Origin of the sequence: Pelagibius sp. (assembly GCF_028281305.1) — a bacterium.
Lineage (GTDB): Bacteria > Pseudomonadota > Alphaproteobacteria > Kiloniellales > Kiloniellaceae > Pelagibius.
Genome location: NZ_JANQKD010000023.1, coordinates 182918 through 208855 on the forward strand (window position 1 = coordinate 182918; position 25938 = coordinate 208855).

The window sequence follows — 25938 nt, forward strand, 5'->3', positions numbered from 1 at the left end:
GGGATGTACCGCAGGAATCTTGGCCGCTTCAACATCGATCGGCCTTATGTCTGGACCCGGGACATGGTCTTCAACGGCAAGCGGGTGAAGAAGGGCCAAACCGTCTCGAAGAAATGGGTCGCTAGGCACAAGCTGAAGCAGCTTTACGAAACCCGGCGGATTGCCTTGGCGGACGGGCAGCCGCCGGAAACCCCGGGGAACCGCAGCCGGGCGAAAGCCCTGAATGCGACTGTCGCCGCCGTAGGGCTTATGAATCAGGAGGGGCTTACCCAGGCTGACGTCAAGGGCACCGGGAAAGACGGACGTGTCGTGATCAACGACGTTCGCAGAGCGGTCAAGGCCCTCCACGCCAGCCTGCTCAAGAAAGCGGAGAAAGCGGGCATCGACGTGGTCACCATCCCGGGCAGCGGTCCCAAGGGCGCGGTCACGGTCGCGGACCTCCGCAAGGCTCTGAAGGCGGCCGAAGACCGGAAGGCGAAAGCCTGATGGCTGTCGAGGGACCCGAGGAGCGCGCCGCCTTCTTCGATCCGGAGGTCTTCGGGGTGGCTGCGACGTGGTCGCCTGCCGGCGGGGGCGGGCCAATCACGGTCAACGGGATCTTCGACAACGAGTTCGCCAGCGGGCTGCAGGAGGACGACGTAGCCGTGGAGACCAGCCAGCCCCGGTTCACCTGCGCGTCCGAGGATGTACCGAACATCGCCCAGGGTGACAGCCTGACGGTCAACGCGACCATCTACGCCGTCGTCGGCGTGCAACCCGACGGCACGGGCATCACGGAACTGCTGCTGGAGCCTTCCTGACATGGCCGATCACATGCGCAAGCAGATCCGCGACGCGGCGGTCGCGGCCCTGACGGGCCTGCCGACGACCGGGTCCAACGTCTTCCCCTCGCGGGTCCGCGAGATCCCCGTAGAACGATTGCCTGCCCTGGCAGTCTACACCCTCAATGAGGAGTCGGAACGCGACGCCATGGGACCGCCCGGAACGGCACCGCTCGCCCGTGTCGTTGAACTGGCGGTCGCGGCGGTTGCCGAGGAGGCCGCGGGCCTGGACGACCGGCTGGATCAGATCTGCGCTGAGGTCGAGGGCGTTCTCGGCGGGACCACCTTCAGCGGACTGGTCAAAGGCACAGTGCTGGAAGGCACCGAGGTCACCATTGAGGGCGACAAGCGCCAGCCCCTGGGCGTGGCCCGCATGACGCTCTCGGTCCTGTACCGCACGCCGGAAGGCGATCCCACAACCGCGGCATAGCCGCTGATGAGAGAGGACGAGACGTGGCAAACAAAACGATGGTGACCATGAGTAATCCCAAGGCCAAGGGGCCCGTCGAGGTGCTGGCGAGCGAGGTCCCGACCATGGAGAACCGAGGCTGGTCCAAAGTCGGAAACGACGGCCCGCCACAGAAGAAACCCGCAAGGAAGGAGGGCTAGGCCATGGCCAATCACGTAGGCAACGAGGGCATCGTCCAGATCGGGGCAGCTGTCGTGGCGGAGGTTCGCTCCTGGTCGATCGAGGAAACGGCGGAAACGGCCGACACCTCTGTCATGGGGCCGGTCGCGCGAACCCACAAGGTGACCAAAACAACTTGGTCGGGATCGCTGGAGTGCTTCTGGGACGAAACCGACTCGACCGGACAGGGCGCCCTGACAAAAGGGGCATCGGTCCAGCTTGACGTGTATCCGGAGGGCAATACGTCCGGCGACGTTCACTATGTCGGAACCGCCACGGTGACGCAGGTAACCAAACAGGCGGCGCACGACGGCATCGTCGAGGCGGCCTTTACCTTCCAGGGCAACGGCGACCTTGCCGAACAGACGGTCGTTTGAGGAGCTTCAACATGGCGCAGCGACGAAAGAGCGAAGACTCCAAGCACCACCCGATCTTCCATCAGGCGGTCGAGCAGTTCAAAGGCCAGGAAATCACGGTTATCGAGGTCGAGGAATGGGGCATCGATGGGAAGCCCGCCATCATCCACGCGACTCCGATGAACCTGGACGAGAAGAATCGGGTCAACCGCTACGGTTCCAAGGAGGATCTCTCGGCTCTCTGCGAGGTCCTGATCCTGAAGGCCCGCGACGAGAACGGCGACCCGATCTTCACGCGCGACCTCAAGCCGCGGATGATGCGCGAGCTTGACCCGGATGTGATCGCATCCGTCGTCAAGCAGATCGTCGGCGAAGAAGAGGACCCGGATCAAGCGGCGGGAAACTGAGGGCCGACCCGGACCTCCTGATGGTCTTTCATCTCGCCGCGATGCTCGGACGCACGGTCGGGGAGCTGGTGCAGACCCTGACCGTCGCGGAGTTCAACTACTGGGTCGGCTATTTCAAAGTGAAGAACGGCAAATAGGCTATGGCAATTTCGCTCGGCAAATCGCTGAAGTTCTCGATCCTCGGCAAGGACAAGTCCGCCGCGGCGATGAATTCGGTGAAGCGTGGACTCTCGGGCCTGAAGTCCGCGATGGGCGCGGTGATGACTGCGACCAGGGCGGTTGCGACAGCCGGCGCGGCCCTGGTGGCCGGTTTTGTGGCCCTGATTGCCAAGACAGAGGCGGCAACGGATCGGATCGGCAAACTATCGACCCGCCTCGGGGCCAGTACCGAGGCGCTGTCCCAGTACGAGTTCGTCGCCAAGCGCAGCAACGTTGCTTTCGAGGCCCTGACCCAGGGCTGGCAGCGCATGACGCGGCGGATCTCCGAGGCGGCGAACGGCACCGGCGAGGCCAAGGACGCGCTGCGGGAACTCGGTCTGTCCGCTACGGATCTGGAGCGCCTGCGTCCGGAGGAGCAGTTCGAGGTTCTGGCCGATGCCTTGGCCGGCGTTGAAGGGCAGGCGGACCGCGTGCGCCTGGCTATGAAGCTCTTTGACAGTGAGGGCGTCGCGCTCCTGCAGACCATGAAAGGCGGGTCGGCAGCGATCCGCGAGATGCGGGCTGAGGCAGATGCGCTGGGCGTGACCATCACCCAGGAGATGGCTGAAGCAGCGGCCCGGTCGCGCGACCAGATGGTCCGCCTGGAAGCGGCCTTCAGGGGACTCACCATCGCGGTCGTGAATGCGCTGGGTCCGGCCCTGACGCAACTGACGATCTGGCTGTCAGAGATGGTGCCCCGGGCGGTTCAGTTTCTGCACGAAACCCTGTTGAACATGCGGATCAACATCCTGGCCGACGCACAGGCCATCGTCGATGGCATCGCCTCGATGTTGGACGCCCTGGCCGCGCTGCCGGAGTTCGCCGGGGGTCACTTCTTCGAGGAGCAGGCCCTGGCGCTGAAGCTGTTCTCTATCGAACTGGGGTCCATGCGCTACGAGGCGGAACTCGCGCTGCAGACCTTCAAGGAGGGCGTGCCGGCGGTCAGCGAGTTCGGGCAGGGCTTCGAGGATCTGGCGGGCAGCGTCGGGAAGGTGGGGATCGAGGCCAAGGACCTGAAGCGCGACTTCGACGCCATGCTGAAGACCCGCGATCAGTATCTCCGGGGGCTGGAAAACGAAGCCGAAGCCGTCCGGCGCGCCGTAGAGACGCCGATCGAGGCCTACAACCGCCAGATCGAAAAGCTCAAGCAACTGCGCGACGAGGGACTGATCACGCAGGAGACCTTCGGCCGCGCTACCAAGCAGGCGGAGGAGACGCTCAAGAAGGAGCAGGAGGCACTGGAGGGAGTGCGCAAAGAAATGGACCTGCTGACGGAGGCCGTGCGCACCGGAGACCGGGCGCTTTCCGGGTCCATGAACACGCTCCGCGACTGGGGCCGGCTGGCACTGGACATCATCCATAAGATCATCCAGGCCATGGTCTCCGTCCCAAAGCAGGGCGGCGGCGGGTTTAAGCTCGGCGACATTGGCGGCATCATTCTCAATCTGGGGTCTTCAGTCTTCAGCGGCGGGTCTCTTGGGCCGCAGTTCACGGGGTCGAACATCCAGGCGCAGGGGAGCTTCGCCACGGGCGGGTCCTTCACGGTCGGCGGCTCCGGTGGAACCGACAGCCAGACCGTCGCCTTCAAGGCAACACCCGGCGAGCGTGTGGACGTCCTCACGCCCGGTCAGCAGCGCGCGCAGGCGGGTATGGGCGGGACAACGGTCTACATCGACGCCCGGGGCAGCAACGGCGATGCGGCCGTCGAGGAAGCGGTGCGCCGCGGGATCGCCAGGGCGGCCCCGGGCCTGATCAATGCCTCGGTCGAGACAGTCCGGGGAGAGCGGCAGCGCGACCCGCGGTTCTTCGGCTCGCAGGTGGCCTAAGCGACCGTGGCTGTCTTTCCGATTGAACTTCCGGTCGCACCGCAGCGGGTGCGCTGGACAGCGCGAGCGACGGTGGCGCGCACAGAATCGCCCTTTACGCTGCAGCAACAGGTCCAGGTCCACCAGGGCCAGCGCTGGGAGGTGGAACTGACCTATCCGCCGCTTGACCGCGCCGAGGCGGATGAACTGGCCTCGGCGCTACTGCTCCTGAACGGCGGAGCAGAGACCTTTCTCTTCGGCGACGTTCTCGGGGCCGCGCCGCGGGGCGTGGCTACGGGTATCCCGGTGGTGAGCGGGGCGGGGCAGATCGGGGATCTGCTGACCACCGCCGGCTGGACCGGCAGCACGGTTGAGATCATGGCTCCCGGCGATTTCTTCAGCCTCGGTGCCGGGGCGACAACGCGGTTGCACCGCGTGATCGAGACGGCGGACAGCGACGTGGCGGGCGTTGCGAACCTGCGCATCTGGCCGTCGCTTCGGGAAAGCCCGCTCGATACGGCACCGCTGGCCGTTAACAACGCGAAAGGCGTGTTCCGTCTGGCGGGCACCCTGGCGAGTTGGGAGATCGCGGAGACGAACCTCTACGGGATCCGCTTCTCGGCGGTGGAATCCCTCTAGAAAGGAGAACGCATGGAAGGGCAGAAGGTGCCACCGCTCGAACAGCAGGTGGCGAAACTGGAACGCTATCTGGCGACCAACCCGAAAGGGCCAAAGACCAAGATGTATCGCGCGAAACTGAAGGCGCTGCGCCAGGAGATGGGAGGCGGGCATGCCTGACGTCCGGATCGCGAATGCTGCCGCGATTGCCATGTGCAACGCGGCTGTGGACCTGATCGACGGGGGTGCCGGTGCGGGCCTATTGAGGATCTATGATGGCGCGCGACCGGCGGACCCGGATGTCGCAGTTGGTGCGCAGGTTCTGCTTGCCGAACTCACAATGTCGGATCCGGCATTCGGCAATGCCGTCGACGCGAACCCCGGAGGGCAGGCGACGGCCAACGCGATCACTGCAGACGGCAGCGCGAACGCCTCCGGGACGGCGACGTGGTGCCGCATCGTCGACAGCAACGGCGTGGCGATCCTGGATGGGGACGTCGGGGCGACGGCCTCGGGAGCGTTTCTGGAACTGAACACGACTGCGATTACCGCCGGGCAGAATGTCTCGGTGTCATCCATGACCTTGACGCAGCCGGAGAGCTAACGCGCCGACCCGCCATCAGTTCAAGAGCGCACGGCGATAGCGTCGATGACGGATGGGTCGGGGAAAGCGTCGAGGCGAATGTGTATGGTCTCGCCAACGTGGGGGCGCGAGGCCCTGGAAGCATAAAGGATGTAGTCGCCGGAGAGCATCTGGTCCAGGCGCAGCCTGTCGGCTTCGTTGTGGTACTCCATGTAGATCGCTTTCGGGGCGTACGTCCCAAGGATGCTGCTGAGGATCGGGACCTCGCAGCCTTCGGTGTCGATCTTAAGGATATCGATGTGGTGCACGCCAAGGGCGGCGATTGCCGAGGCAGCATCGCGCAGGTCAATTCTCTCCGAAACGCTGGAGTTCAGGCGGGCGCGATGCACGGAGTTCGTGGTGTTCGTGTGCTTCCCGATGAAGAGTTCAGCTTCATGGTCGTGGTCGCTGAGTCCGAAGTTGGAGATGTGAATGCGACCGAAGGACTTGGTGTTGCTGCAGGCGTAATCATAGCTCTGTCGATGGGGCTCGAAGCCATAAATCTCGGCGCGGGGATAAACTTCTGCAAACCAGATGGCGGCTGCTCCCACGTTTGCGCCGACATCGACGACGACCGTTGCAGAGGACAGAAAGTCGATGGCCGGATAGGTGCGGCCACGCAAGGTTGCCTCAATCTCTGAACGGCTGGCTTGGTCGTAGCTGAAGGGTATCCGATTCCCACGAAACCGAATGTGGCTCGTTTCAATCTGAATTGGAAGTGATCTGGCGGTAATCATGCATGGATTGTGCGTTCCCGTTGAAGTTAGCGGCAATAGGAAAATGGCCCTAGGTCAAAAGGGGGTATAAAAGGTGGCTTTCGATCCGATCGTCGATGTCTCCGGGTGTGTCCTCTGGTATGACGCCGATGACCTTGCGACCATCACCAAGGACGGCAGCGACATTGTCCAGCAATGGGACGATAAGTCGGGAGACAACAACCATGCCTCTCAGTCGTCCGCCAGCCAAAGACCGCTGTATGTGGCGTCTGGGATTGGCGGGCTGCCGTCAATCCAATTTGACGGATCGAACGACGAGTTGGATTACGACGCACCAACTGGTATCTCCGGTAGCCAAAATAGAACCGTCTTTGTCGTCTTTCAGAACGATGATGTCCTGGCCGATCATGGCGTGTTGTCATTCGGGGACAACGCGACGCGGCAATCCTTTCACCTCGTATCTCGGTCCACTGACCGCTGGGGTGTGGGGCTTTGGGACGACGACTACGATAGTACGACCCTGGTGCCTGGCACCTCGGCACGGGTTGGCGCCGCGAAGCTCGACGGCACGACTTTAGGCGACATCACGCTCTATCTCGACGGCACGGCAGAGAGCGCAAGCGGTGCAGCTGTCGTCAACACAGACAGCGGCTTCGGAGCCATACCCCGTGTGGGCTCGACGCACGGTGTCTCAAATCACGACGGCCTGATTTCGGAAGTGCTGATCTACAACACAGCGCTCTCGGACGCCGACCGCCAATCGGTCGAAGGCTATCTGGCGCACAAGTGGGGTCTTGAGGGCAACCTGCCCAATGGCCACCCTTACAAGCTCGCACCGCCGGGCGCAGATCCCATCGGCCTGGCAACCGGTGGGCTTCCTGTCCTCGGCGGATCTGCTACTGGTTCTACCGGGCTTGGAGGAGCTGCTGTTGCAGATCTGACCGCGCTGACCGGCACTGCTGATGGCCTTGTTCAAACGACTGCGACTGGTGCGGGTTCGATTGCACCGATTGCGGGACGCGCCAACGGCGTCATCCTGGACTCGACGCGCCGAATCATGACGGATGCGATGGCGAGCGAGACGGCGCAGGCGGTCCTGGCACCGGTTCTCCTGGCGAAATTTTCTTTCGACGGCGGCGACCTCAGGCTCTGGACCGGTGTCGGCCCGACGGATTTCGATGCGGAGACGTACACGGGAGCAGGCACCTTCGGCGGAGTCGGTCCGGTTCGCGAAACGGAGTCGGTGCGTGCGACAGGGGCGTCGTTCTCGCTCTCGGGTGTGCCGACCGAGGTCGTCTCGCTGGCCTTGAACGAGGAATACCAGAATCGCACCGCGCGGCTCTGGCTGGGTTTGATGGACAGCACCAAGCCGGGCGCCGCGTTGATTCCGGATCCGGTTCTGCTGTTCAAGGGGCGCATGGATGTGATGCGCCACCGCAACCGCGCCGAGGACGCAGACGTGTCGCTGACGGCTGAGAACAGCCTGATCGACCTGGAGCGTCCAAGAGAGCGGCGCTATACCAGCCAGGACCAGGCCATCGACTATCCGGACGACAAGGGGCTGGAGTTCGTGCAGAGCCTCCAGGACAAGGAACTGTTGTGGGGGCGCGGATGAACCGCCTACCGGACTGGCAAAGCCGACTGGCAGACGCGATCAGGGCCGCTTCCGAGCGGCCCTTTTCTTATGGCGGCCATGACTGCTGTCTGGCGGTCTGCGATTGCGTCCTGGCCGAAACCGGGATCGACCTTGCCGACGACATCCGCGGCTATTGCGGCAAGTCCGAGGCAGTCGCCGTCCTCAAGCGCTACGGTGGAGTGGCTGGGCTCTGTGAGACCAAGGCGAAGATTCACCGCTTGGCGGAGGTGCCGCCGCTTCAGGCGCAGCGCGGCGACGTCGTGATCACGTTGGAGCGCGGGCGCGACACCCTGGGGATCGTCGATCTTGGCGGCCGGGTGACGCTGTCGGCTGCAGCGCCGAAGGGCTGGGGCGAGCGGCCGTTGCGGGAAGCCTCACGCGCCTGGAGGATCGGCTGATGCCGCCCGCCGCAGCTGTGGTGGCCGGTGCCGTCCTTGCCGGGGTCGGGTCCTTTGCGGCGGGCGCAACGATCTTCGGGCTTTCCGCCGGCCTGACGGCGGTGATCATCGGTGCCACAAACCTTGTCCTTGGCTTGGGTGCATCGTTCCTTGCAGAGAAGCCGAGTGTCGACCTCCCGAACCTGAGCAGCTTTACCGCGAGGGCGCAGAACCGGACCCAGACGCTGCGGCAGCCGATCACACCCAGGCGGCTGGTCTACGGCGAAGCCCGGGTTGCGGGGCCTATGATCTTCGCGGAGTCGACTGGGAACAACCGCTTCCTGCATCTGGTTGTGGCTCTTGGCCAAGGACCCTTCGAGGCCATCGACGAGGTCTGGCTGAATGCAGACCCGATCTTTTCCGACGACCTCGACAGCGACGGTCTGGTCACGGCGGGCAAGTACAAGAACAAGGTCCGCATCAAGAAGTACCTTGGGGAAGCCGATCAGGTTGCGGATCCGGATCTGGTCGACGAGGTCGCATCCTGGACGGCGGCACACCGCCTGCGCGGCATGGCCTACATCTACCTGCGACTGGAGTTCGACAGAGATCTTTTTCCGACCTCGATCCCGAACCCCTCTGCCTGGGTAAAGGGCAGGAAGGTGGCTGATGTTCGGCAGGGCGGGTCGCCTGTGGTGTGGACGCCAAATGCGGTGCTTTGCACCCGCGACTACATGCTGGATCAAACGCTGGGTCTTGGGGCCGGGCCCGACGAGTTCGACGACGATCAGGCGGCGGCCGGTGCGAACGTCTGCGACGAGTTCGTGACCGTGCTGGATGCGGACTTCACAGCGTCCGCTGTGTCCGAGGCGGACGATGCTATCGACCTGGACCTACCACGGCTGTCGCTGCAGACGGGCGACGTTGTCCAGGTCTCCAGCACGGATGCTTTGCCGGCGGGACTGCAGGCCGGGATCAACTACTTCGCCATCCCGGTGCGCCGCCGGCAGACCGATCACAAGGACCCGAGGATCCGGCTGGCGGCTTCCTATGCCGATGCGCTGACCGGCACAGCGGTGGATCTGACGGATGCCGGTAGCGGCACCCTGACCGTGACCAAGAAGGGCGAACCGCGCTACGCCCTGTCGGGTGTGGTGGAAACCGACCGTCCACCCTCGTCGATCATCGAAGAGATGCTGACGGCGATGGGCGCGCGCGCCGTCTATGGCTCCGGGCAGTGGCGGGTACTCCCGGCGGCCTGGGCGTTGCCCTCGCTGTCCCTGGACGAGAACGATCTGCGAGGGCCGATCGAGGTCCAGACCAAGATCACGGGCCGGGACCGGTTCAACGCGGTCAAGGGGATCTTCGTTTCGCCGGAGCGCGACGGGCAGCCGGACGACTATCCGCCCGCTGTCAATGCGCTCTACCAGGCGGCGGACGGTGGGCGGCGGAAGTTTCGGGAACTCAGTCTCCCCTTCACGACGCGCGCCAACCAGGCGCAGCGGCTGGCGAAGATCGCTCTGGAGCGTCACCGGCAGGAGATCAGCGTTACCGCCCGCTGGTCCTTGCGTTGCCTGCAGGTTCAGGCGGGGGACAGGGTGGAGTTGACCAACCAGACCTACGGCTGGGACCGCAAAGTCTTCGAGGTCGAAGCCTGGGCACTGATCTTCGAAGAGAGCGACAGCGACGCCCCGGCGCTTCTGGTCGAAATGGGGCTGCGGGAAACTGCGGCGGGCATCTTCGAGTTTGATTCCGGTTTGGAAGAAACGCGGGTGGATCTGGCGCCCGATACCAACCTGCCGAACCCCTTCGACGTGGCGCAGCCGACCGGCATCGGCGTCTTTACCCAGATCACGCTGACGGCCGCAGGCGACATCGTCCGCAACATCCTGGTCACCTGGATGCTGGCGGATGACTTCTACGTCGTCAACGGCGGTCACTACCAACTGCGGTTCAAGAAGTCGAGCGCGACCTTCTGGCAGCAGTCATGGACCATCGACGGGGCCGACAACTCGGCACAGACGCCGCCGGTCAATCTGGACGAAAGCTACGACCTTGAGATCCGGTCGGTGAACCATCTGGGCATCACATCGCCCTATGCACGGGTCTTCGGCTACGTGGTCGGCTCCAGCGGGGCCGGCGTGACGTCGAAGGTGGATGAGGGTCTGGTGTCGGAGTCCGTGACCAACTTCGTGGACGAGGGTCTGGTGTCGCAGGCGGTCACGGTGACGAACGACGAGGGAGCGATCGGCAGTTGAGCGAACAACGGCAAAAGCGGCGCGATGTCTGGGCGGTGGTCTCTAACTCGACGCCGACAGAAGGCGAGTTCTGGTACATCACCGACACACACAGCTGGGTCTTCGGTGACGGCTCGACGGTGGGCGGGATTCCGTTCGGGCCGGGAACCGGTGATTTCAAGAGCACAGCCAAGGCGACCGTCGATCCGGGCTGGCTGCTGGCGGATGGCCGGACCATCGGTTCGCCGACATCGGGCGCAAACCTGACCGGAGATCAATATCGCGCGCTCTTTACCTGCCTGTGGAACGATTGGTCCGAGACTACAGCGCCCGTGACTCCTGGCGGTCGTGGGGTCTCCGCTGATCAGGATTGGGCAGACAACAAGGCGATCAGGATCCCGAACCGCCGGGGGTACGCGGAGGTCGGGGCAGATGCGTCGCCGCCGCTGACGGCGCGGGCCGTCGGCGCGATCTGGGGTGAGGAAGAGGTCACCATTGAGCGCACCCATCTGCCCGCCGAAGGGCTGGACCTGACCCTGCCCCGCAAGTTCGGGAGCAACGAAGGCAGCGGCGTTGGCTTCTCCAAGGACAACGGCACCACCAGCGACGGCACGGGCACAACCGAGAACATGGGCGACGGCACCACCCTCCCGATCCAGCCGCCGTCCATGGCGGCCTATATCTGGATCAAGCTTTGACGGCGATCCACCGCCGTCGACCGGGTGACACGGGCCGCCTCCGGGGCGGCTTTTTTCTTGCGATGCCAGAGGGTGAGGAGGTCTCCGAATGGAGTGGGGCATAGACGGCGGCGACATCCTGCAGGTCGCCGCCTTTCTTGTGGCGGCTGTGATTTTCGTTCTGCGGATCGATAAGCAGCTGGGGATCATGAAGGCGGAGATGAAGGCCTTGGAAGGCCGGGTGAACACACTGGAGGAAGGTCTTCGTGATGACGTGCGCGAGATCAAGGACACGATCAACGCAAACGCCCGCGACAGCAAAGACAATTTCAAGGCGGTCTTCGAACGCCTCGACCACAAGGCCGACAAGTGACGGTCGTTTCTCAAAAACAGAAGGATGATTTGCGATGATCACGATCACACAGCAAGACGTTGATGTCCTGGCGCGCACGGTCTACGGCGAGGCGCGCGGGGAGCAGATGCAGGGCAAGCTCGCCGTTGCCTACGTCATCATGAACCGTGTCCGCGCGGATCTCCACGGCGACGAAAAGCCGGATTGGTGGGGCGAGGGGATTGTCGGTGTCTGCCTGCGTGATCGCCAGTTCTCCTGCTGGAACCACAACGACCCGAACCGCACGAAACTGATGACGGTCGGACCTGACGACAAGGCTTTCGCCGAGTGCATCGGTGCGGCGTTGATGGCGATCCACCGGTTGCAGCCGGATCCGACCGATGGAGCCGACCATTACTTGGCTTCGCACGCCTGGGCGGATTGGGCTAAGGGCAGGCCTTTCGTCTCCATCGGCCGTCATCGCTTCTTCCACCTGAACTGATGCCGGCACAGAGAGGCCGCCACCTGCGGCCGAGCGTGCGGACGGTCGCGACGCCGTCCGAGGCCAAGCGGCTCTATAAGCATCCACGCTGGCGGCGGCTGGATCTCGACCGTGCGCGGCGGTCGCAGCTGATCGGCTCGTGCGAGGATCTGCGGGTCGTCGACGAGTGGTTCGCATGGCTGCAGGAACGCTGGCGTCACCGCGACGAGGGCCAGAACATCTGGGCCAACATGATCCGCCGCTGGCGCAAGGTCGCCGGGCAGTGGGTCCTCCTTTGGTTCGGCGACTGCGAGGACTGGTGCCTGCTGCTGATCCTGCATCTGGTCACGCGCGCCGGCTTCCCTCGCGGGGCGCTGCGGCTCTGCGCCTGTGAGATCCCGCGCCCGGGCAGAAAGCCGGAGGGCCACATGGTCGTGGCCGTCGCAACCGACCGCGGGACCCTGGTCTGCGATCCGCTGCAGGACCGTCCGCGATGGGCCGACGATCCGGTTTTCGCGGGCCATGACTGGCATTCGATCGAGGACCCGCCGGAGATCCCTGGCCCGGGCCGGGGTGTCTGGCGGTCCCTGCGCGTCGTCACCCTGGAGGACGCGCTGCGTTTTCATCCGCAAAGCTGAAAGGAAAGACGATGGATGAGTTTTTGACACCGGAACTGATCGGGGGCCTGACCGGCGGCCTGATCGTAGCAATTGGCTTGTTCATCTTCCGAGGTGTGGCCTGGATCAAAGACTTTGTCACAGGGACACCGACGAAGCTTGACGACAAGGTCTACAACAAGGTGGTCGAGGCATTTCGGGAGGCAGGCGAGATCTCGCTGCCCGAGAGCATCGACCAAGGGAAGGGTGTGAGAATCGACAATCTGGTGCTGGCCAAGCGCGATTCCGGAAACAAGGACTCCAGCCCACGCTCGCCGGCAATGGTCGCGGCGGCAGCACTGCTGATGGCTTTGACCCTGACCGCGTGCGATCCGTTCAAAGCCTTCATTCCGAGCGGCTCGGTGATCCAGAGCGGCGAGGCGGCCGAAGACGAAAGCGCCCAAAAGCGGCTGGCGGACCAGATCTTCGGTGCGGTCTCAGGCCAGGAGGGGCGAACGGCACGCCTGACGCTGGTCATGGCGACCTACAGCGAACTGGCCGCCGACCGCGTGACCCGCTTCGATCAGGACCAGGCGCCCACGGTGCTGGGCCGCTTCGCGGAGTTGCGGGGCATGCTGGCCCGCTTCCAGACCACGCCGGACGCTGTGTTCGTCGAGACCAACCTCCGCTACGCGAGCTTGGCGATAGCCTCGATTGTCATCGATACGGGCCTGGACCGGGCCGGAGCGCTCGCGGGCAACGTGATCGGAGGCCTGAGTGTCAGCGGCCTGGGCGACCGGGCCAAGGTCGTGGCCCGTCAAGCGGCCCTGACAGAGGCGCTCCTCGCCGACGTGCGGGCGGCGACGGCCAGGATGCGCGACGATCCATCCTCGATTGCCGGCATCCAGCAGGCCGCCCTGGCCCGCTTCACGGCCAACGAGAACCGCATCAAAGCGATCCTGGGCCTGATCGCCTAGCCGCCACACATCACAGTCCCATGACGTGCCCCCGCCATGGAGGCTGGGGCAGGGCCGTGCGAACAGCCCGAGCGGCGAGACTGAATTCTTGCCCATCCATCTTAGCACCGCGGCAACATCGATCGTTTAGTGCCGCGCATGTGGGCAAGTGGCTATCTCACTTCTTGTGCTGCTTTCAGGTGTTCTCCTGTGCCGCATGAAATCCCGGTGTTCCATGGCTGCTTGCCGCCCTTCAGGACGACGAGATCCGCCAAGGGCACGTTGACGACGTCCCCTAGGACCTTGGGGGCATTATGTGACTGACACTTTAGGTACCATTCTTGAACTGACGGCCCATCCCCGCGGTCGATGGATTCAAGAATCTGGTACTTGAACTTCCCGCCCTTTTCGATTGGGTCGTGAATGCACCAACGCATGTTGTTTTTGAGGTCGACGAAATCGCAAGCGAGAACACTGGCTGGCGCCAGCAGTCCAACAGCAAGTGCACAAATACAAAAGGCTCTTCGCATCGCATCCTCCTTTGATCTGCATCTTCGGTTGGATAACGCTAATTGGCCTTGCGGATTCTGATCGCCTCTTCGACTGCATTGCTGAGATGCTTGGAGATCCAGTCGTAGCGTTCTTTGCTGGTGGAGCCTCCTGGGGTGTAGCACTTCACGATCGCAGACAGCTTCTTTCCTGTGTTTCCATACCCAATGAAGTCGAATGGGTTCTTACCCACCGATGCAGTGTCCCCAGCCAAGTCGGTCAATCCGTGGATCCGGATGCCCACGACGCCCATGTTGCTGTCCCACGATCGGATAATTTCGTGATTGATCCACTTCCGGTTAGCCGTATTGGCCCCGACCAAAACGACCGTGCAGCTTCGACCTGACATCTGCCTGCCGATCCAGTTCCGGATCGCTTGGTCTCCACCTTTGGTGACGCTCTCCCAATCGTTGTCAGAGACAGGTGCATTGCCTTCAATAACACCGATGTTTCGAACCTTTGCCGCCCGGGTGCTGTCAGGTTTGTAGTGGAAACTGTAGAAGCACTTCCTCTTCATTCACCAACCCCCTAAAGCAGCGCAAGCATTACAACGACAACAGCGAAGAGCAGTCCGCCGTGAAATGCGACAAGTGTTGCAGAGAAGATGACACGGGCTAGGGCGGGGACCTCTCGATCGACTGACTTTGTGCTCATCGAAAAGTCGATTGCGTCATCTTCCATCTTCCGCACCCTGTCGTATAGCGCTCGAAACATCTTCTCTTGCCGCAAGAAGTATCCATCGAGACCCCAGAATACTATTACGGGAATATAAGCCAAGAATATAAAACTTCGGTTTGAATTCTCTGCCGCTAGTGCGGAGAGTGCCGCGACCAACACCACGCTCCATCCCTTAAGCAAGAAGGAGCTCTGTGCAAGGCGATTGATTACACCTTGGACAAACTCCATGTGCTTGATTTTACGATGTTCCATCGCGCCCTCCCACTTGACACGGCAGTGTAGCAGTCCAGTCAGATCCCAGAAAACTAGCCTCTTGTACATGGTTTGTTCTGGTGCGAAGATATCTCAATGCACGAGACCTACCAGCCCGCTGATCCTAAAGACGTGGTGCAGTCGATCGCCATGGCGTTGCAGCTCAGAGTGCCGCAGGTTTTAAAGGTGAAGGATGCCAGCGACCGCGAGCGCATGGCCCGGGCGATTGCCGTTCATCTGGAACTGTGCGGCTACAAGATTTGCAAAAGGCCGTGGGATCTGCCCAGTCAGAGTGTCCTGGCGGGGCCAAAGGGCGAGACGCAGCGATGACGGTCTTGCAGGCCTGGCGCTCATCTTTGGCATCGAGGCGCAGCTTTGCCATTTGTCCAGATGTCAGTTGCGGCGGCGGTATACCCGGCTTTCAGTGCTATCTCACTAATGCTGAAAGAGAGCCGCTTTTTTTCGACCTGATTGTCCAGTTGGCGGTGGCTAACAGTGCGAACCTGAAGCGCTGTGGCTACTGTGGCCTCGTATACGAGCGAGCGATCCCTGACCGACTGCTTGGCCATCTACTTGACGGTGTCGAGGGCAGAGTATGGCGACCATTGAAGCTGCGCTACTAACCGTCTTACCCGATGCGGGTACGGTCCAAGTCTTGGCTGTTCGTGTGGAATGAACTCGACGCCAATGCGGAACCTAGCGAAAACAGACTGTGTCAGCTATGTGCCAGCGTTCCTTCGCCGTTCTGCACTTTTCTGCGCGGACCTGCACTTTGGGCTTGCGCGACCCCTCGGCAAGACGCTAGGAAAACTGCGCTTTTCCCGGCGAGGACAGGTGGCCGAGTGGCTGAAGGCGCTCCCCTGCTAAGGGAGTATGTGGTTAAGAGCTGCATCGAGGGTTCGAATCCCTCCCTGTCCGCCATATCCCTCCAAGTTAGTGAAATCCATACTGAAATCGCGTGACGACCGGTGCTTAGCGGTCAGACGCGAATAGCTTCCGTCCCCGATCCGGAACGTCCGCAAACGGCTCTGAGCCAGGCGCCTCGCCCGCCAGATGTGGCCAAAGCGGCCCCGGCTCGCAGTTTCCTGCCTGCTGCTGATGACCGAAGCCGCCCGCAGATGAAATCCCTGTGACACGAGAAGCGCGTTAACGCTTGCTTAAGTTTGATCCGGCTTGATGAACAGGCGTTTTGGGGGACATCCCATGATCGGAAGGGGCGTTGCCCTTAACGCTTGGTGCCGTGGTAGCCGACGGCGCGGCTTGAGCCGATGACCGCCGATGGCCGGTCGGGCCGAGGTTTCAGGTCACAAAGTTACATGTTGAATTCAATACTTCTCTTCAGGACGGTAAATTAGTCATCTGATTTTGCTTTATTTTTTGATGTCGGCAGAGCTCTCGGCGAGCAGAAGCGCGGGCCGAGAGTTGGGTAAGAGTTCGGGAGGGTTGCAGAGCATATGCTGCAGGGCCTGAGAAGCAGGGTAGATGCAAAGCTCAGCGCGTTTTTCGTGCCGCGGGAGCTGATTCTCCGTGCCCATGACCGCGTCACAGTCCTGCGGCTCTCGGTTCGCACCCAACAAGCCGGCTTGTGTGCCGTCTTTCTTTTTCTCGTTTGGACGCTCGCGGCGAGTGGCGGTTTCGTTCTGCAGGAATACACCATCGCAGGCAAGGACGACGAAATCGAACAACAGAAGTTCGATTACTTTTCTCTCCTCAGCGAAGTGGCAGAGTACCACCAGCAGTTCGCGCGCATTGCCGGCTCTCTTGAGGACAACCAGGCTTACCTGCTCTCAGCGCTGCGGGACGGTGTGCAGGGCGAGGAAGCGCTTGCCCGCATCGAGGAGAACCTCAGAAAGACCGAGTCCGAAGAGACCAGAGTTGTGGCGGCCCGGGCCGGACTGGGATCCAAGGCTGAACGTTTCGGTTCCGAACTCGAGGCCATTCTGGAGCGCGACCAAGCTCTTCGTGCGCGGGTTCAGTCCATGCGCTCCATTCTGGTGGAAGACAGTCCAGACGGCGGACAGGCGGCCGAGGCAGACCGCAGGCTGGGTCAGCGACTGCAGGATCTTGAAAGCGAACTGACGCAGTCCGATACGGCGAGACGCCAGCTTGAAGCCACGGTCGCGGACCTCCGTTCGCAGGTAATGACAGCGCAGCAGGAGCGGGAAGCAGCGGAAACGACTGGGGAACAGTTCCGAGACGAGATCCGGATCCTGGAATCTCAATTGACGCTCGCAGCCAACCGCGAAGACGGACTGGATCGACAGATCTCAGCGCTGGAGCAGTCGCTGGAGACGGCCATTCATCGGGGCGACGGCTTGGCAGACGACAAATCCGGTCTGCAGGGTGAGCTTGTGGACGCCCGTCAAAGGATGTCGGATCTGCGCGCTGCACAACACAGCATTGTGGAACGGCTGCGCGACCGCACGGAGCTCGGCGTCGACAGCATCGAACGTACGGTTGCAATGACTGGCCTGAAAGTTGAAGACTTGTTGGCACGGGTGGAGGGCAGCGGAGCCTCTCAGGGCGGTCCTTTCATCGCCGGTGACTATTCCGGCGATTTCAATGGCGATGCAGAGCTCGAGATTGCCCTCTCGCTTCTAGATCTACGTCTAAATCGTTGGAATGCTTTACAGAAGATAATGCGTACACTGCCGCTGACGGTTCCGCTGGACAGCTATTCCATCAGCAGCGGCTACGGCAAGCGCAAAGATCCGCTGAATGGACGCATGGCGTACCATCGCGGATTGGATTTCCGGGCGCGCACGAAGGCGCCCATCTACTCGACAGCACCAGGAACGGTCACCTATGCCGGCTGGAGTGGGCCCTTCGGTCGCATGATCGAGATCGATCACGGCCACGGCATTCGAACGCGGTACGCCCACCTTAAAAAGATTCTTGTCAAATCAGGACAGTCGGTAGCTAATCGCGAGAAGATCGGTCTTGTCGGCTCTTCCGGCCGCAGCACCGGTCCACACTTGCACTACGAAGTGCGCTATAACGGCGCTCCGCTCAACCCCATGAAGTTCTTGACGGCAGGCAAGCATGTTTTCAAAGACTAAAGAGACCAGTGGTAGCCCCGAACCCGTAACGCCCACCAGCACGGAGCCTAAGCGAAGCCCCGCAAACAGTGGTGTGCCTTCGATCATCAGCGCCGATCTGAAGATAACCGGCAACCTGAGAAGCGATGGCGATATCCAGGTTGATGGCTTTGTCGAGGGCGACATCGACAGCGCAACCCTCACCGTCGGAGAGGGGGCTCAGGTCAAAGGCCACATCAGCTGCGATGCCGTGCGGATCTGCGGAACCATCGATGGTGCCGTGAAGGCGAAGTCTGTCGTTATGGCGAAGTCGGCCCGTGTGATCGGCGACATCATCCATGACAGCCTGGCCATTGAGGCGGGTGCCTTCATCGAGGGCAACATCAAGCGGCTGGAAGGTGCGAGCCGGTCCTCCGGGGGTACCAGCAACGTCACGCCGGCGCCGACAGCGTCGAGCAGCAGCGGCGGCTCCCAGACCAGCAAGCCCCTCGCGAGCTAAGGGCCGCAGTCGCCCTGTTCTTCGCAGTCGCCCTGTTCTTCTAGGACAGAGCGAAAGAGATCGGGATCAACGTTTCCGCCGGACAGGGTCAAAGCGACTGTCCGGCCGGCGCAGTCGATCTTGCCTGCAAGGACCGCGGCCAAGCAGACGGCCCCGCCTGGCTCCACGACCAGCTTGAGGACGCGGAAGGCGAAAGCCATCGCGGCCTTCACTTCCCGGTCGGTCACGGCTAATCCGCCCCTGACACGGCCCTCGTTGGCGGCAAAGGTGAGCGTGCCCGGTTGCGGCGCCAGGAGGGCATCGCAGATTGATCCCTGCATGCTCTGGTTAGGCAGGATCTCTCCTGCTTCGAGGGAACGCCGGGTGTCATCGTAGTGGGCCGGTTCGACGGTCATCACTTCAGCATCGGGCAGCAAGCGCTCGAAAGCGATTGCGCAACCGGCCGTCAGTCCCCCTCCACCGCAGCAAACCAACAGTGTGTCCGGTCTCGCGCCCAAGGTCTCCGCCTGGCGGACGATTTCCAGACCGCAGGTTCCTTGGCCGGCGATGATGCCGCCGTCGTCGTAAGGCCGTACAAGCGTGGCGCCTCGTTCCTCACAGAGGCGGCCGCCGATCTCTTCGCGGGAGTCCGTCAGGCGGTCATAAAGGCCGACTTCGGCCCCATAACCCTTTGTGTTCTCAATCTTGATCGTCGGGGCATCTCTCGGCATCACGATCACAGCCGGAAGCCCAAGTATGGCGGCGGCGGCGGCGACGCCCTGTGCGTGGTTTCCAGAGGAAAAAGCCACAACACCATTCTTGTGGAGGGCTTCCGGAATCTGGGCAATCCGATTAAAGGCGCCCCGGAATTTGAAAGACCCGGTTCGCTGAAGCGATTCAGCCTTGAGCAAAACCCTGCCGCCGGCAAGTTCGTTCAGGGCGGCGGACTCCAACAACGGCGTCACGGTCGCCCAGCCGCACAAGCGCTCGGCCGCGCGCAGAATGTCATCAAAGGCAGGGACGTCATCAAATCGCGTCGAAGTCGTTGTATCAGGCAAAGGGCATCGTCTTTCTTGATCGAGGAAGTGTTTCAGAGACAGTTGGGTCGGCTAGTCGATACCCAGCAAAGGCGGGAGCTCGGCGAGCGTGCTGATTGTAGCGCCCAGTTTACCGGGCAGGCGATCCGGCTCTCTCTGGAAGCGGTTCACCCATGCGACGTGGAAGCCAAAGTGGGCTGCGCCGCGTGCGTCCCAGCCGTTGCTGGAGAGAAAGCAGATTCTCTCCTGCGGTGTGTCGAGGCGATCCACGGCAAGCTGGTAGACCCGCGAGTCGGGCTTGTAGATCCCGACGTCTTCGACGGAAAGTGCCAGATCGAGAACAGGCTGCAGCCCGGCAGATTGGACCGCTGCGTCCAGCATCGTCGGACTTCCGTTTGAGAGAATTGCAGTGGCCAAGCCGGCGTTCTTCAACGTCTCCAGCGTGGTCTTCACTTCCGGGTAGGCATCCAGCGTCAAGTAGAGCTCCATCAGCCTCTGATGAAGCTCCGCATTCTCGGTTCCCGTTGCGGAGAGAGCGAAATCCAGGCTCTCCGCGGTTACCTGCCAGAAGTCGACGTGAGCGCCCATGAGACTGCGTAGCCAGGTGTACTCCAGTTGTTTCTGGCGCCAGAGTTCGGAGACCTCGGTCGCCTTGTCGCCAAGGTCCTCACCGCCATGGCGAATCGCAGAGTGCACATCGAAGAGCGTTCCATAGGCATCGAAGACACAAGCCGTTACCCCTTCGAAGCGGGTGTCGTTATCTGATGCCACAGTGGTGCTCCTCTGTACGCGAGATGGGCGGCGTTCGGCTTCAGGCGCGAGCGTCTCTGGATTTTTCTAGGAACCGAGTGGGGGAACTCTCAGAGCCCAAGGTGTGTTCGCCGAGCCGTTCATCTGTCTGTAGATCGCCAGTGTCTCCAGGATCCGTTGCACATAGTTCCGGGTTTCCGCAAAAGGAATCCGCTCGACCCACAGGATCGGATCAACAGAGGGCAAGCGCGGGTCGCCGAACTGGGAAATCCAGCGCTCCGCACGGCTGGGACCGGCATTGTACGCTGCCAAGGCCAAAATGTAGGAGCCGTCGAACCGCTCCAGGAGTTCCGCCAGATAGGCACGTCCCAACGCGATGTTGTAGTCGGGATCATCCGTCAGGCGGCCTCTGTCGTAGGAAAGTCCGATGCCACGCGCCGTCTGCCTTGCCGTTGCCGGCATCAGCTGCATCAGGCCGAGTGCGCCTACAGGGCTTCTGGCCTTTGGATAGAACTCGCTCTCCTGACGCATCAGCGCGAGAACGAGAGCTGGCTCTGGGACGTCCGGCCCGGAAAGCACCCGCTTCGGGTAGAGCAGGGTTCCGAGGTCGACGCCGCGCCGCAGCGCAAGCTTGGCGGTTCGAAGTGCCATCTCTTGGCGGCCAAGCGAGGCCGCCAGATCCACGATCAGGTGAAAGTCGGACTCTGTCTTTGCGTCCTGCCTCAGGCGTGCAATGAACTGTTGTTGCAGTCTGGTTTCATCCAGATGACCGAGGATTGCGATCGCCTTCACAAGCTCGCGGTCTCGGAATGCCGACTTCTCGGCAGGCGATAGCGGGGCGGGAGTTTTGAGACCTGCTAGACTGGTCGAGCCCATTCTCTGGGAAGCGATCTGGCCGTAGAAGGCGGTGGGGTGGTCTGAGGCAACTCCGTACCATTTTCGCGCTTCCGCGAGATCGCCAAGGCGATTCTGAGCTTCAGCCGCCCAGAATGCGCCCCGCGCTCTGCTGATCGGGGAAGTAACCCCGGAGTGGAGGCGCTCGAAGTGGCGAAAGGCGACGGCAGGCTGGTCGAGATAAGCCAAAGTAATCCAGCCTGCCAGCCATTCCCCTTCAGCAAACCCAAGGCCTTCGTTCTGCCCGTGGCGGCTGGCAATCTGGTAGGCGAGCCTGTGTTGCGAACGATCAAGCGCGCGCCAGAACGCCCATTTCCGAAGGCGCCACCAGCTCGCCAGATGGTCACCTTGCGTCGGCGCCTGATTGAGGATCTCAACGACACCGTCAAAGCGATTGCGTCGCTGGCGCCAGGCGGCGCGCTCGTAGAGTAGGCCCTCGTCGCTCTGAAGCCGGGCCGGAACCCTTCTGATGGCGGCGTCCACGCCAGGTTTGTTGCCATAGAGGGCGATCCGCGCCTGCGCGAGGTATCGATGCCCGCTATCCACGCGCCGCAACTGACGATTTGCTGCCGCGGTGCGGCGGTCCCACAGGAGGCGTTCCAGCCGCCGTCGTTCGTCTTCCGGTGTGAGGAAGGCCTTGAAGAGACTATGAAAACGGACCTCTTCGCCTTGGCCAAAGTCCAGCGAAACCCAAAGCAGGGGCACCATTTCCTCGACAGTGGCTGTGCGCCCCAACTGTTGAAGGGCGCGGCTGTATGCGGTTGCGCCTTCGCCGGTAATCGGAGGGCGGGTTCCGAACCAGGCCAGAACCCGCTCCGGCGCCCAGTCCGCCGGCAGCGCAGGTTCGGCGTTCCGATAAAGCTGGAAACGGCCCGGCCATTGAGGGTTTGCGCGGAGGAAGGCCTCAAGATCGGCGAAGCTGCGGTCGCTGTTCCGGCGGGTCAGATCGATCCAATCGACGATCTTCGCGGCCAGAGGACTGGTACCCTGCCTAGCGAGGCGAAGGCCGGCCGCGTTGCGTCCGTTTCTGACCAGTTGTATGGCTTCGCCATAGAGAACCTGATCCTCTGTGGAGAGAGGAGGGGGAAGTGCTTCGGCGAGGGCGGCGTAGGAAAGGAAGAGGACCGAGACCAGGATGCTCAGAAGGAGCCCGGGCACCCTGACCATCTCACCTGACCTCATGGCGTCCCCTTCTTGAAGCGTTTCGCCAATGCTAGAGAGATGGCGCGCGGGAATCCAGCATTCTGGGATGGCACCCCGCTGGCCCTTCTTGCTCCGACCAATGCCAGCGGTTATGGTCTGCCCTCACTGCGGACACCCCGTCCCGCGGGGCGTTGAACCAAGAGAGTTTAAGGGTTTTCACTATGTCGGGCCCAATGTTTTCGGGATCCATAACTGCGCTCCTCACCCCATTTCGCGACGGCAGGGTGGACGAGGGCGCCTTCCAGAACTTCGTGGAGTGGCAGATCGGCGAAGGGACCGAGGCCCTGGTGCCTTGCGGAACAACCGGCGAGTCTCCGACCCTGAGTCATGACGAGGACATGCGGGTGACGGCGCTCTGCGTTGAGGTGGCAAAAGGGCGGGTGCCGGTCATTGCCGGTACGGGGTCCAATTCCACTGATGAGGCCATCCAACTGACCGTACACGCGAAGGAGGCTGGGGCGGATGCCGCATTGGTGGTAACACCTTACTACAACAAGCCGACCCAAGAGGGGCTCTACCAGCATTACCGCGCCATCCATGATGCGGCCGACTTTCCGATCCTGATATACAACATTCCGGGCCGATGCATCGTCGATATGACGGTTGAAACCATGCAGCGCCTGGCGGAGTTGCCGAACATTGTTGGCGTCAAGGATGCTACGGCTGACCTGGTGCGTCCGGCACTGACGAAGGCGGCGATCGGCGACGACTTTGCGCAGCTCTCCGGGGAAGACGCGACGATCGTGCCGTTTCTTGCACAGGGCGGACACGGATGCATCTCGGTTACTTCGAACGTCGCGCCCCGCCTGTGCGCCGAGCTCCATGCCGCGTGGAGGCGCCGGGACCTTGACAGGGTCGAGGAAGTGAACAGCCGGCTCATGCCGCTCCACAAAGCACTCTTCGAAGAATCGAGCCCGGCGCCGGTGAAGTTCGCAGCGTCGCTGCTGGGGCAATGCGAGAATGAGCTTCGTTTGCCCATGGTTTCGATCCGTCCCGAAACCGAAGCCAAGGTCAAGACCGCTATGGTTCACGCCGGGTTGCTCAACTAGTTCCGAGGACCCCCTGAGCTATGACGCAGGGCGCGAAGCAGATCGCCGCCCAGAACCGACGGGCACGGCGCGATTTTCAGATCGAGGAAACCTTCGAGGCCGGTCTGGTGCTGACCGGCAGCGAGGTGAAGTCGCTGCGTGCCGGGCGTGCATCGATTGGTGAAGCCTACGTGAGTGAGCGGTCCGGGGAGCTGTTTCTGCAGGGCGCGCACATACCTGAGTACCTTGCCGCCACCTACAACAATCATCAGCCCCGCCGCCTGCGAAAGCTGCTGGTCCACAAGCGGGAACTGGCCAAGCTGGTCGGTCAGGTACGCCGAGAGGGCTATACCCTGGTTCCTCTATCGGTCTACTTCAACCCTAGGGGACGCGCCAAACTCGAGGTGGGCCTCGCGAAAGGGCGCCGTAAGGCCGACAAGCGGGAGAGCATCAAGTCTCGCGAGTGGGAGCGGCGGAAATCAAAGCTGTTGCGGGAGCGCGGATAGGCGCTCGCAGATGCTTTCGAACACCTGCTCAAACATGTCCACCGTAAGCCGGCCGGTGTTCGTGTTGTATCTTGAGCAGTGGTAGCTGTCCGCGACCAGCAGGTTGTCGATTGCATGCAGGTGGCCATGGCCGAAGGGGAAATGGGCCTTGCGCTGGCCGAGGGTGGTGAGAACCGCCGCATGCGACAGCCCCCCCAAGCACAGGACGACCTGAAGCCGGTCCATCTGCCGGATTTCGGCTTCCAGGAAGGGACGGCAGTTTCTGCCTTCTGCGCCGGTTGGCTTGTTTTCCGGAGGAACGCAACGGACCGCGTTGGTGATTCTGCAGTCTTGGAGACTGAGGCCGTCTTCGGCGTTTCGACCGTAGCGTCCCTTCGCAAAGCCGAACTTGCTTAGCGTCTCGTAGAGGAGATCACCGGCATAGTCTCCGGTGAAGGGTCTGCCGGTCTGGTTCGCCCCTTTCAGCCCGGGCGCGAGACCAACGATCAGAAGGCGGGCGTCCAGCGGGCCGAAGGCCGGCACCGGTGCGTTGTGGAAGCTGGGATGGTTCTGTCTGTTCGCCTGCCTGTATTCGACCAGCCGAGGGCAGAGCGCGCAATCCAGCGGTGGCTCTGAAAACATTCTTGAACCCCGGATACAGGCTAGACAGCCTCGTCCTCGAAGTAGTCGCCGTCGTCGTCCGAGAAGTGGTCGTCCTCGTAGCCGTCTTGGCGCAGGCGTTCTCCGGCACGGGCCCGATCGCCCGGCAACTGCCTTGCGATCTGCGATTGCAGGTCGGCAAGGTCAACAAAGGTATCGGCCTGGCGGCGCAATTCATCGGCGATCATCGGGGGCTGCGACCTGATCGTCGAGACGACGGTAACCCTGCAACCGCGCCTTTGAACGGCTTCTACGAGGCGCCTGAAATCGCCGTCTCCCGAAAACAAGATGATATGGTCCAGACGGTCGACCATTTCCATCATGTCGACCGCGAGTTCGATGTCCATGTTGCCTTTGACTTTGCGCCGGCCCGCAGCGTCGGTGAACTCCTTGGTCGGCTTTGTGACCATAGTATAGCCATTGTAGTCCAGCCAGTCGACCAAGGGCCGGATCGGTGAATATTCTTGGTCTTCTATCAGTGCGGTGTAATAGAGTGCGCGTACTAAATTGCAGCGACCGTTGAATACATCGAGTAATCGCTTATAGTCGATATCAAAGCCCAGAGAGCGTGCGGTGGCGTAGAGGTTTGCGCCATCAATGAATAATGCGACCCGTTCCTGGTCATAGAGGTTCATAACAATCCTTCCGAACCGAATACTGTTTCACTAATGCTGCCTAGGCATCTTTTCCAAACCGCGATGTCAGCATCAATCTACACGCGAGATCCATCAAACTGAAGAAATCAATCGCATTTTCTTCGCCATAGATCTATGCCGTCCCCGAGATGTCGCAAGAGAATCGTAGCAAGGAGGGCAGCGAGGTGATCCTCATTGCGCTGGGGTCCAACCTCGAGAGTCCGGAACACGGCTCGCCGCAGAACGTTCTGGAGGCCGCCGTGACGGCGCTGCCGGACTACGGCATCGCGGTGGTCCAGTGCAGCTCCTGGTACCGTTCGGCACCTATACCTGCATCGGATCAACCTTGGTATGTGAACGGAGCCGCCCGTGTGGCGGGGGACCTGCAGGCGGAGGACCTGCTGGGTCGCCTCCATGATGTTGAACGGCGGTTCGGCAGGGTCCGGCGGCGAAGGAACGAAAGCCGGATCCTGGATCTCGACCTTCTTGCTTATGGAACCAGACGAACGGAGGAGGGCTCAGCACTCGTCTTGCCGCATCCGCGGATTGCAGAAAGGGCCTTTGTCTTGAAGCCCTTGATGGAACTGGTGCCGAACTGGCGTCATCCGGTCACGGGCGAAACGCCGGCAGAGATGCTGGAGCGGCTCCCCGATAGCCAAGCGGTGAAACGCATTCCTTAATAACACTGTTTTAGTGTGTTTATTTTCGGCGCACGAGGGTTGTAAACGCGCTGTTCGGGCCATATATTCCCGCGGCCTCGGCCAATGCCGGGCAGGATTGTCGGTTCCC

General features: G+C 62.0%; 33 protein-coding genes and 1 tRNA gene. 25 read left to right on the top strand and 9 right to left on the bottom strand.

Going from position 1 to position 25938, the window contains the following annotated elements; all coding sequences use genetic code 11:
* Positions 1-3: 3 nt before the first annotated feature.
* From Q0982_RS06785 to Q0982_RS06830, 10 genes are all read left to right on the top strand, one after another.
* Positions 4-486 (top strand): hypothetical protein, encoded by a 483-nt coding sequence (locus Q0982_RS06785; RefSeq protein WP_299393273.1) that lies wholly within the window; start codon positions 4-6, stop codon positions 484-486.
* Positions 486-800 carry a head-tail joining protein gene (locus tag Q0982_RS06790; RefSeq protein WP_299393276.1) on the top strand — a complete coding sequence of 105 codons (315 nt, stop codon included), beginning with the start codon at positions 486-488 and terminating at the stop codon, positions 798-800. The genes Q0982_RS06785 and Q0982_RS06790 overlap by 1 nt, the downstream gene beginning before the upstream one ends.
* Position 801: 1 nt before the next feature.
* A complete protein-coding gene (locus tag Q0982_RS06795) occupies positions 802-1251 on the top strand; it encodes a hypothetical protein (RefSeq protein ID WP_299393277.1) in 450 nt (149 codons plus the stop codon).
* 23 nt (positions 1252-1274) lie between these two features.
* Positions 1275-1430 (top strand): hypothetical protein, encoded by a 156-nt coding sequence (locus Q0982_RS06800; protein ID WP_299393280.1) that lies wholly within the window; start codon positions 1275-1277, stop codon positions 1428-1430.
* Between the two features lie 3 nt (positions 1431-1433).
* Complete coding sequence (locus tag Q0982_RS06805; RefSeq protein WP_299393281.1) at positions 1434-1826, top strand: hypothetical protein; 393 nt, start codon at positions 1434-1436, stop codon at positions 1824-1826.
* A gap of 11 nt (positions 1827-1837) precedes the next feature.
* Complete coding sequence (locus Q0982_RS06810) at positions 1838-2212, top strand: hypothetical protein (protein WP_299393284.1); 375 nt, start codon at positions 1838-1840, stop codon at positions 2210-2212.
* A gap of 140 nt (positions 2213-2352) precedes the next feature.
* On the top strand, positions 2353-4236 hold the full coding sequence (locus tag Q0982_RS06815; protein ID WP_299393287.1) for a hypothetical protein: 1884 nt from the start codon (positions 2353-2355) through the stop codon (positions 4234-4236).
* Positions 4237-4308: 72 nt separating this feature from the next.
* Positions 4309-4854, top strand: coding sequence for a hypothetical protein (locus Q0982_RS06820; RefSeq protein ID WP_299393289.1), 546 nt, complete (start codon positions 4309-4311; stop codon positions 4852-4854).
* Between the two features lie 12 nt (positions 4855-4866).
* Positions 4867-5013 (top strand): hypothetical protein, encoded by a 147-nt coding sequence (locus tag Q0982_RS06825; protein ID WP_299393292.1) that lies wholly within the window; start codon positions 4867-4869, stop codon positions 5011-5013.
* A complete protein-coding gene (locus Q0982_RS06830) occupies positions 5006-5437 on the top strand; it encodes a hypothetical protein (RefSeq protein WP_299393294.1) in 432 nt (143 codons plus the stop codon). Before Q0982_RS06825 ends, Q0982_RS06830 begins: the two co-directional genes overlap by 8 nt.
* Before the next feature lie 20 nt (positions 5438-5457).
* Here Q0982_RS06830 and Q0982_RS06835 read toward each other — a convergent pair whose 3' ends face one another.
* Positions 5458-6078, bottom strand: a complete 621-nt coding sequence (locus Q0982_RS06835; protein WP_299393297.1) for an FkbM family methyltransferase — start codon at positions 6076-6078, stop codon at positions 5458-5460.
* Positions 6079-6265: 187 nt separating this feature from the next.
* Between Q0982_RS06835 and Q0982_RS06840 the strand changes: the two genes are divergently transcribed.
* The 8 genes from Q0982_RS06840 to Q0982_RS06875 all read left to right on the top strand — a co-directional run bounded on the left by Q0982_RS06840 (position 6266) and on the right by Q0982_RS06875 (position 13483).
* Positions 6266-7786, top strand: coding sequence for a LamG-like jellyroll fold domain-containing protein (locus Q0982_RS06840; RefSeq protein WP_299393299.1), 1521 nt, complete (start codon positions 6266-6268; stop codon positions 7784-7786).
* On the top strand, positions 7783-8205 hold the full coding sequence (locus tag Q0982_RS06845) for a hypothetical protein (protein ID WP_299393302.1): 423 nt from the start codon (positions 7783-7785) through the stop codon (positions 8203-8205). Before Q0982_RS06840 ends, Q0982_RS06845 begins: the two co-directional genes overlap by 4 nt.
* Positions 8205-10442 (top strand): phage tail protein, encoded by a 2238-nt coding sequence (locus Q0982_RS06850; RefSeq protein ID WP_299393303.1) that lies wholly within the window; start codon positions 8205-8207, stop codon positions 10440-10442. Before Q0982_RS06845 ends, Q0982_RS06850 begins: the two co-directional genes overlap by 1 nt.
* The gene (locus Q0982_RS06855) at positions 10439-11119 is read left to right on the top strand and encodes a hypothetical protein (RefSeq protein ID WP_299393305.1); all 681 of its coding nucleotides are present in this window, start codon (positions 10439-10441) and stop codon (positions 11117-11119) included. Before Q0982_RS06850 ends, Q0982_RS06855 begins: the two co-directional genes overlap by 4 nt.
* Before the next feature lie 88 nt (positions 11120-11207).
* The gene (locus tag Q0982_RS06860; RefSeq protein ID WP_299393308.1) at positions 11208-11471 is read left to right on the top strand and encodes a hypothetical protein; all 264 of its coding nucleotides are present in this window, start codon (positions 11208-11210) and stop codon (positions 11469-11471) included.
* A 34-nt stretch (positions 11472-11505) separates the two neighbouring features.
* Positions 11506-11931, top strand: coding sequence for a cell wall hydrolase (locus tag Q0982_RS06865; RefSeq protein ID WP_299393309.1), 426 nt, complete (start codon positions 11506-11508; stop codon positions 11929-11931).
* The gene (locus tag Q0982_RS06870; RefSeq protein ID WP_299393312.1) at positions 11931-12548 is read left to right on the top strand and encodes a transglutaminase-like cysteine peptidase; all 618 of its coding nucleotides are present in this window, start codon (positions 11931-11933) and stop codon (positions 12546-12548) included. Before Q0982_RS06865 ends, Q0982_RS06870 begins: the two co-directional genes overlap by 1 nt.
* Positions 12549-12559: 11 nt before the next feature.
* A complete protein-coding gene (locus tag Q0982_RS06875) occupies positions 12560-13483 on the top strand; it encodes a hypothetical protein (RefSeq protein WP_299393315.1) in 924 nt (307 codons plus the stop codon).
* A gap of 152 nt (positions 13484-13635) precedes the next feature.
* Here the strand turns inward: Q0982_RS06875 and Q0982_RS06880 are convergent, their stop codons facing one another.
* Genes Q0982_RS06880 through Q0982_RS06890 form a run of 3 tightly spaced genes read right to left on the bottom strand, consistent with a single transcriptional unit; the run spans position 13636 to position 14941 of the window.
* Complete coding sequence (locus Q0982_RS06880; RefSeq protein WP_299393317.1) at positions 13636-13992, bottom strand: hypothetical protein; 357 nt, start codon at positions 13990-13992, stop codon at positions 13636-13638.
* A gap of 38 nt (positions 13993-14030) precedes the next feature.
* Positions 14031-14528 carry a TIR domain-containing protein gene (locus tag Q0982_RS06885; protein ID WP_299393320.1) on the bottom strand — a complete coding sequence of 166 codons (498 nt, stop codon included), beginning with the start codon at positions 14526-14528 and terminating at the stop codon, positions 14031-14033.
* 11 nt (positions 14529-14539) lie between these two features.
* Positions 14540-14941, bottom strand: coding sequence for a hypothetical protein (locus Q0982_RS06890; protein ID WP_299393322.1), 402 nt, complete (start codon positions 14939-14941; stop codon positions 14540-14542).
* Positions 14942-15037: 96 nt separating this feature from the next.
* Between Q0982_RS06890 and Q0982_RS06895 the strand changes: the two genes are divergently transcribed.
* The 4 genes from Q0982_RS06895 (at position 15038) to Q0982_RS06910 (ending at position 18478) form a co-directional block, all read left to right on the top strand.
* Positions 15038-15271 carry a hypothetical protein gene (locus tag Q0982_RS06895; protein ID WP_299393325.1) on the top strand — a complete coding sequence of 78 codons (234 nt, stop codon included), beginning with the start codon at positions 15038-15040 and terminating at the stop codon, positions 15269-15271.
* A 498-nt stretch (positions 15272-15769) separates the two neighbouring features.
* A tRNA-Ser gene (locus Q0982_RS06900) sits at positions 15770-15862 on the top strand.
* A 533-nt stretch (positions 15863-16395) separates the two neighbouring features.
* On the top strand, positions 16396-18000 hold the full coding sequence (locus Q0982_RS06905) for a peptidoglycan DD-metalloendopeptidase family protein (protein WP_299393328.1): 1605 nt from the start codon (positions 16396-16398) through the stop codon (positions 17998-18000).
* Positions 18001-18073: 73 nt separating this feature from the next.
* On the top strand, positions 18074-18478 hold the full coding sequence (locus Q0982_RS06910) for a polymer-forming cytoskeletal protein (RefSeq protein WP_299393330.1): 405 nt from the start codon (positions 18074-18076) through the stop codon (positions 18476-18478).
* Here Q0982_RS06910 and Q0982_RS06915 read toward each other — a convergent pair.
* From Q0982_RS06915 to Q0982_RS06925, 3 genes are all read right to left on the bottom strand, one after another.
* Positions 18475-19515, bottom strand: a complete 1041-nt coding sequence (locus Q0982_RS06915) for a threonine/serine dehydratase (RefSeq protein ID WP_299393333.1) — start codon at positions 19513-19515, stop codon at positions 18475-18477. The genes Q0982_RS06910 and Q0982_RS06915 overlap by 4 nt on opposite strands.
* A gap of 51 nt (positions 19516-19566) precedes the next feature.
* On the bottom strand, positions 19567-20265 hold the full coding sequence (locus tag Q0982_RS06920) for a haloacid dehalogenase type II (protein WP_299393334.1): 699 nt from the start codon (positions 20263-20265) through the stop codon (positions 19567-19569).
* Positions 20266-20331: 66 nt separating this feature from the next.
* Complete coding sequence (locus Q0982_RS06925; RefSeq protein WP_299393337.1) at positions 20332-22305, bottom strand: lytic transglycosylase domain-containing protein; 1974 nt, start codon at positions 22303-22305, stop codon at positions 20332-20334.
* Positions 22306-22514: 209 nt separating this feature from the next.
* Here Q0982_RS06925 and dapA point away from each other — a divergent pair, with 209 nt between their 5' ends.
* Positions 22515-23390 (top strand): 4-hydroxy-tetrahydrodipicolinate synthase, encoded by an 876-nt coding sequence (gene dapA / locus Q0982_RS06930; RefSeq protein WP_299393339.1) that lies wholly within the window; start codon positions 22515-22517, stop codon positions 23388-23390.
* 20 nt (positions 23391-23410) lie between these two features.
* Complete coding sequence (smpB, locus tag Q0982_RS06935) at positions 23411-23875, top strand: SsrA-binding protein SmpB (protein WP_299393341.1); 465 nt, start codon at positions 23411-23413, stop codon at positions 23873-23875.
* Here the strand turns inward: smpB and Q0982_RS06940 are convergent.
* Complete coding sequence (locus Q0982_RS06940; protein ID WP_299393344.1) at positions 23849-24496, bottom strand: uracil-DNA glycosylase; 648 nt, start codon at positions 24494-24496, stop codon at positions 23849-23851. The two genes, smpB and Q0982_RS06940, sit on opposite strands and share 27 nt — an antisense overlap.
* A 20-nt stretch (positions 24497-24516) precedes the next feature.
* Positions 24517-25149, bottom strand: a complete 633-nt coding sequence (locus Q0982_RS06945) for an NYN domain-containing protein (RefSeq protein ID WP_299393345.1) — start codon at positions 25147-25149, stop codon at positions 24517-24519.
* A gap of 185 nt (positions 25150-25334) precedes the next feature.
* Here Q0982_RS06945 and folK point away from each other — a divergent pair, with 185 nt between their 5' ends.
* On the top strand, positions 25335-25829 hold the full coding sequence (folK, locus tag Q0982_RS06950) for a 2-amino-4-hydroxy-6-hydroxymethyldihydropteridine diphosphokinase (RefSeq protein ID WP_299393348.1): 495 nt from the start codon (positions 25335-25337) through the stop codon (positions 25827-25829).
* The last annotated feature ends 109 nt before the right edge of the window (positions 25830-25938 follow it).

What these genes read in the sequence shown, in the direction of transcription:
- smpB (WP_299393341.1), top strand. Translation starts at nt 23,411, where the DNA reads ATGACGCAGGGCGCGAAGCAGATCGCCGCCCAGAACCGACGGGCACGG.
- Q0982_RS06830 (WP_299393294.1), top strand. Translation starts at nt 5,006, where the DNA reads ATGCCTGACGTCCGGATCGCGAATGCTGCCGCGATTGCCATGTGCAAC.
- Q0982_RS06805 (WP_299393281.1), top strand. Translation starts at nt 1,434, where the DNA reads ATGGCCAATCACGTAGGCAACGAGGGCATCGTCCAGATCGGGGCAGCT.
- Q0982_RS06850 (WP_299393303.1), top strand. Translation starts at nt 8,205, where the DNA reads ATGCCGCCCGCCGCAGCTGTGGTGGCCGGTGCCGTCCTTGCCGGGGTC.
- Q0982_RS06810 (WP_299393284.1), top strand. Translation starts at nt 1,838, where the DNA reads ATGGCGCAGCGACGAAAGAGCGAAGACTCCAAGCACCACCCGATCTTC.
- Q0982_RS06795 (WP_299393277.1), top strand. Translation starts at nt 802, where the DNA reads ATGGCCGATCACATGCGCAAGCAGATCCGCGACGCGGCGGTCGCGGCC.
- Q0982_RS06865 (WP_299393309.1), top strand. Translation starts at nt 11,506, where the DNA reads ATGATCACGATCACACAGCAAGACGTTGATGTCCTGGCGCGCACGGTC.
- Q0982_RS06815 (WP_299393287.1), top strand. Translation starts at nt 2,353, where the DNA reads ATGGCAATTTCGCTCGGCAAATCGCTGAAGTTCTCGATCCTCGGCAAG.
- Q0982_RS06945 (WP_299393345.1), bottom strand. Translation starts at nt 25,149, where the DNA reads ATGAACCTCTATGACCAGGAACGGGTCGCATTATTCATTGATGGCGCA.
- Q0982_RS06925 (WP_299393337.1), bottom strand. Translation starts at nt 22,305, where the DNA reads ATGGTCAGGGTGCCCGGGCTCCTTCTGAGCATCCTGGTCTCGGTCCTC.
- Q0982_RS06895 (WP_299393325.1), top strand. Translation starts at nt 15,038, where the DNA reads ATGCACGAGACCTACCAGCCCGCTGATCCTAAAGACGTGGTGCAGTCG.
- Q0982_RS06885 (WP_299393320.1), bottom strand. Translation starts at nt 14,528, where the DNA reads ATGAAGAGGAAGTGCTTCTACAGTTTCCACTACAAACCTGACAGCACC.
- Q0982_RS06860 (WP_299393308.1), top strand. Translation starts at nt 11,208, where the DNA reads ATGGAGTGGGGCATAGACGGCGGCGACATCCTGCAGGTCGCCGCCTTT.
- Q0982_RS06870 (WP_299393312.1), top strand. Translation starts at nt 11,931, where the DNA reads ATGCCGGCACAGAGAGGCCGCCACCTGCGGCCGAGCGTGCGGACGGTC.
- dapA (WP_299393339.1), top strand. Translation starts at nt 22,515, where the DNA reads ATGTTTTCGGGATCCATAACTGCGCTCCTCACCCCATTTCGCGACGGC.
- Q0982_RS06940 (WP_299393344.1), bottom strand. Translation starts at nt 24,496, where the DNA reads ATGTTTTCAGAGCCACCGCTGGATTGCGCGCTCTGCCCTCGGCTGGTC.
- Q0982_RS06890 (WP_299393322.1), bottom strand. Translation starts at nt 14,941, where the DNA reads ATGGAACATCGTAAAATCAAGCACATGGAGTTTGTCCAAGGTGTAATC.
- Q0982_RS06785 (WP_299393273.1), top strand. Translation starts at nt 4, where the DNA reads ATGTACCGCAGGAATCTTGGCCGCTTCAACATCGATCGGCCTTATGTC.
- Q0982_RS06790 (WP_299393276.1), top strand. Translation starts at nt 486, where the DNA reads ATGGCTGTCGAGGGACCCGAGGAGCGCGCCGCCTTCTTCGATCCGGAG.
- Q0982_RS06905 (WP_299393328.1), top strand. Translation starts at nt 16,396, where the DNA reads ATGCTGCAGGGCCTGAGAAGCAGGGTAGATGCAAAGCTCAGCGCGTTT.
- Q0982_RS06845 (WP_299393302.1), top strand. Translation starts at nt 7,783, where the DNA reads ATGAACCGCCTACCGGACTGGCAAAGCCGACTGGCAGACGCGATCAGG.
- Q0982_RS06880 (WP_299393317.1), bottom strand. Translation starts at nt 13,992, where the DNA reads ATGCGAAGAGCCTTTTGTATTTGTGCACTTGCTGTTGGACTGCTGGCG.
- Q0982_RS06825 (WP_299393292.1), top strand. Translation starts at nt 4,867, where the DNA reads ATGGAAGGGCAGAAGGTGCCACCGCTCGAACAGCAGGTGGCGAAACTG.
- Q0982_RS06875 (WP_299393315.1), top strand. Translation starts at nt 12,560, where the DNA reads ATGGATGAGTTTTTGACACCGGAACTGATCGGGGGCCTGACCGGCGGC.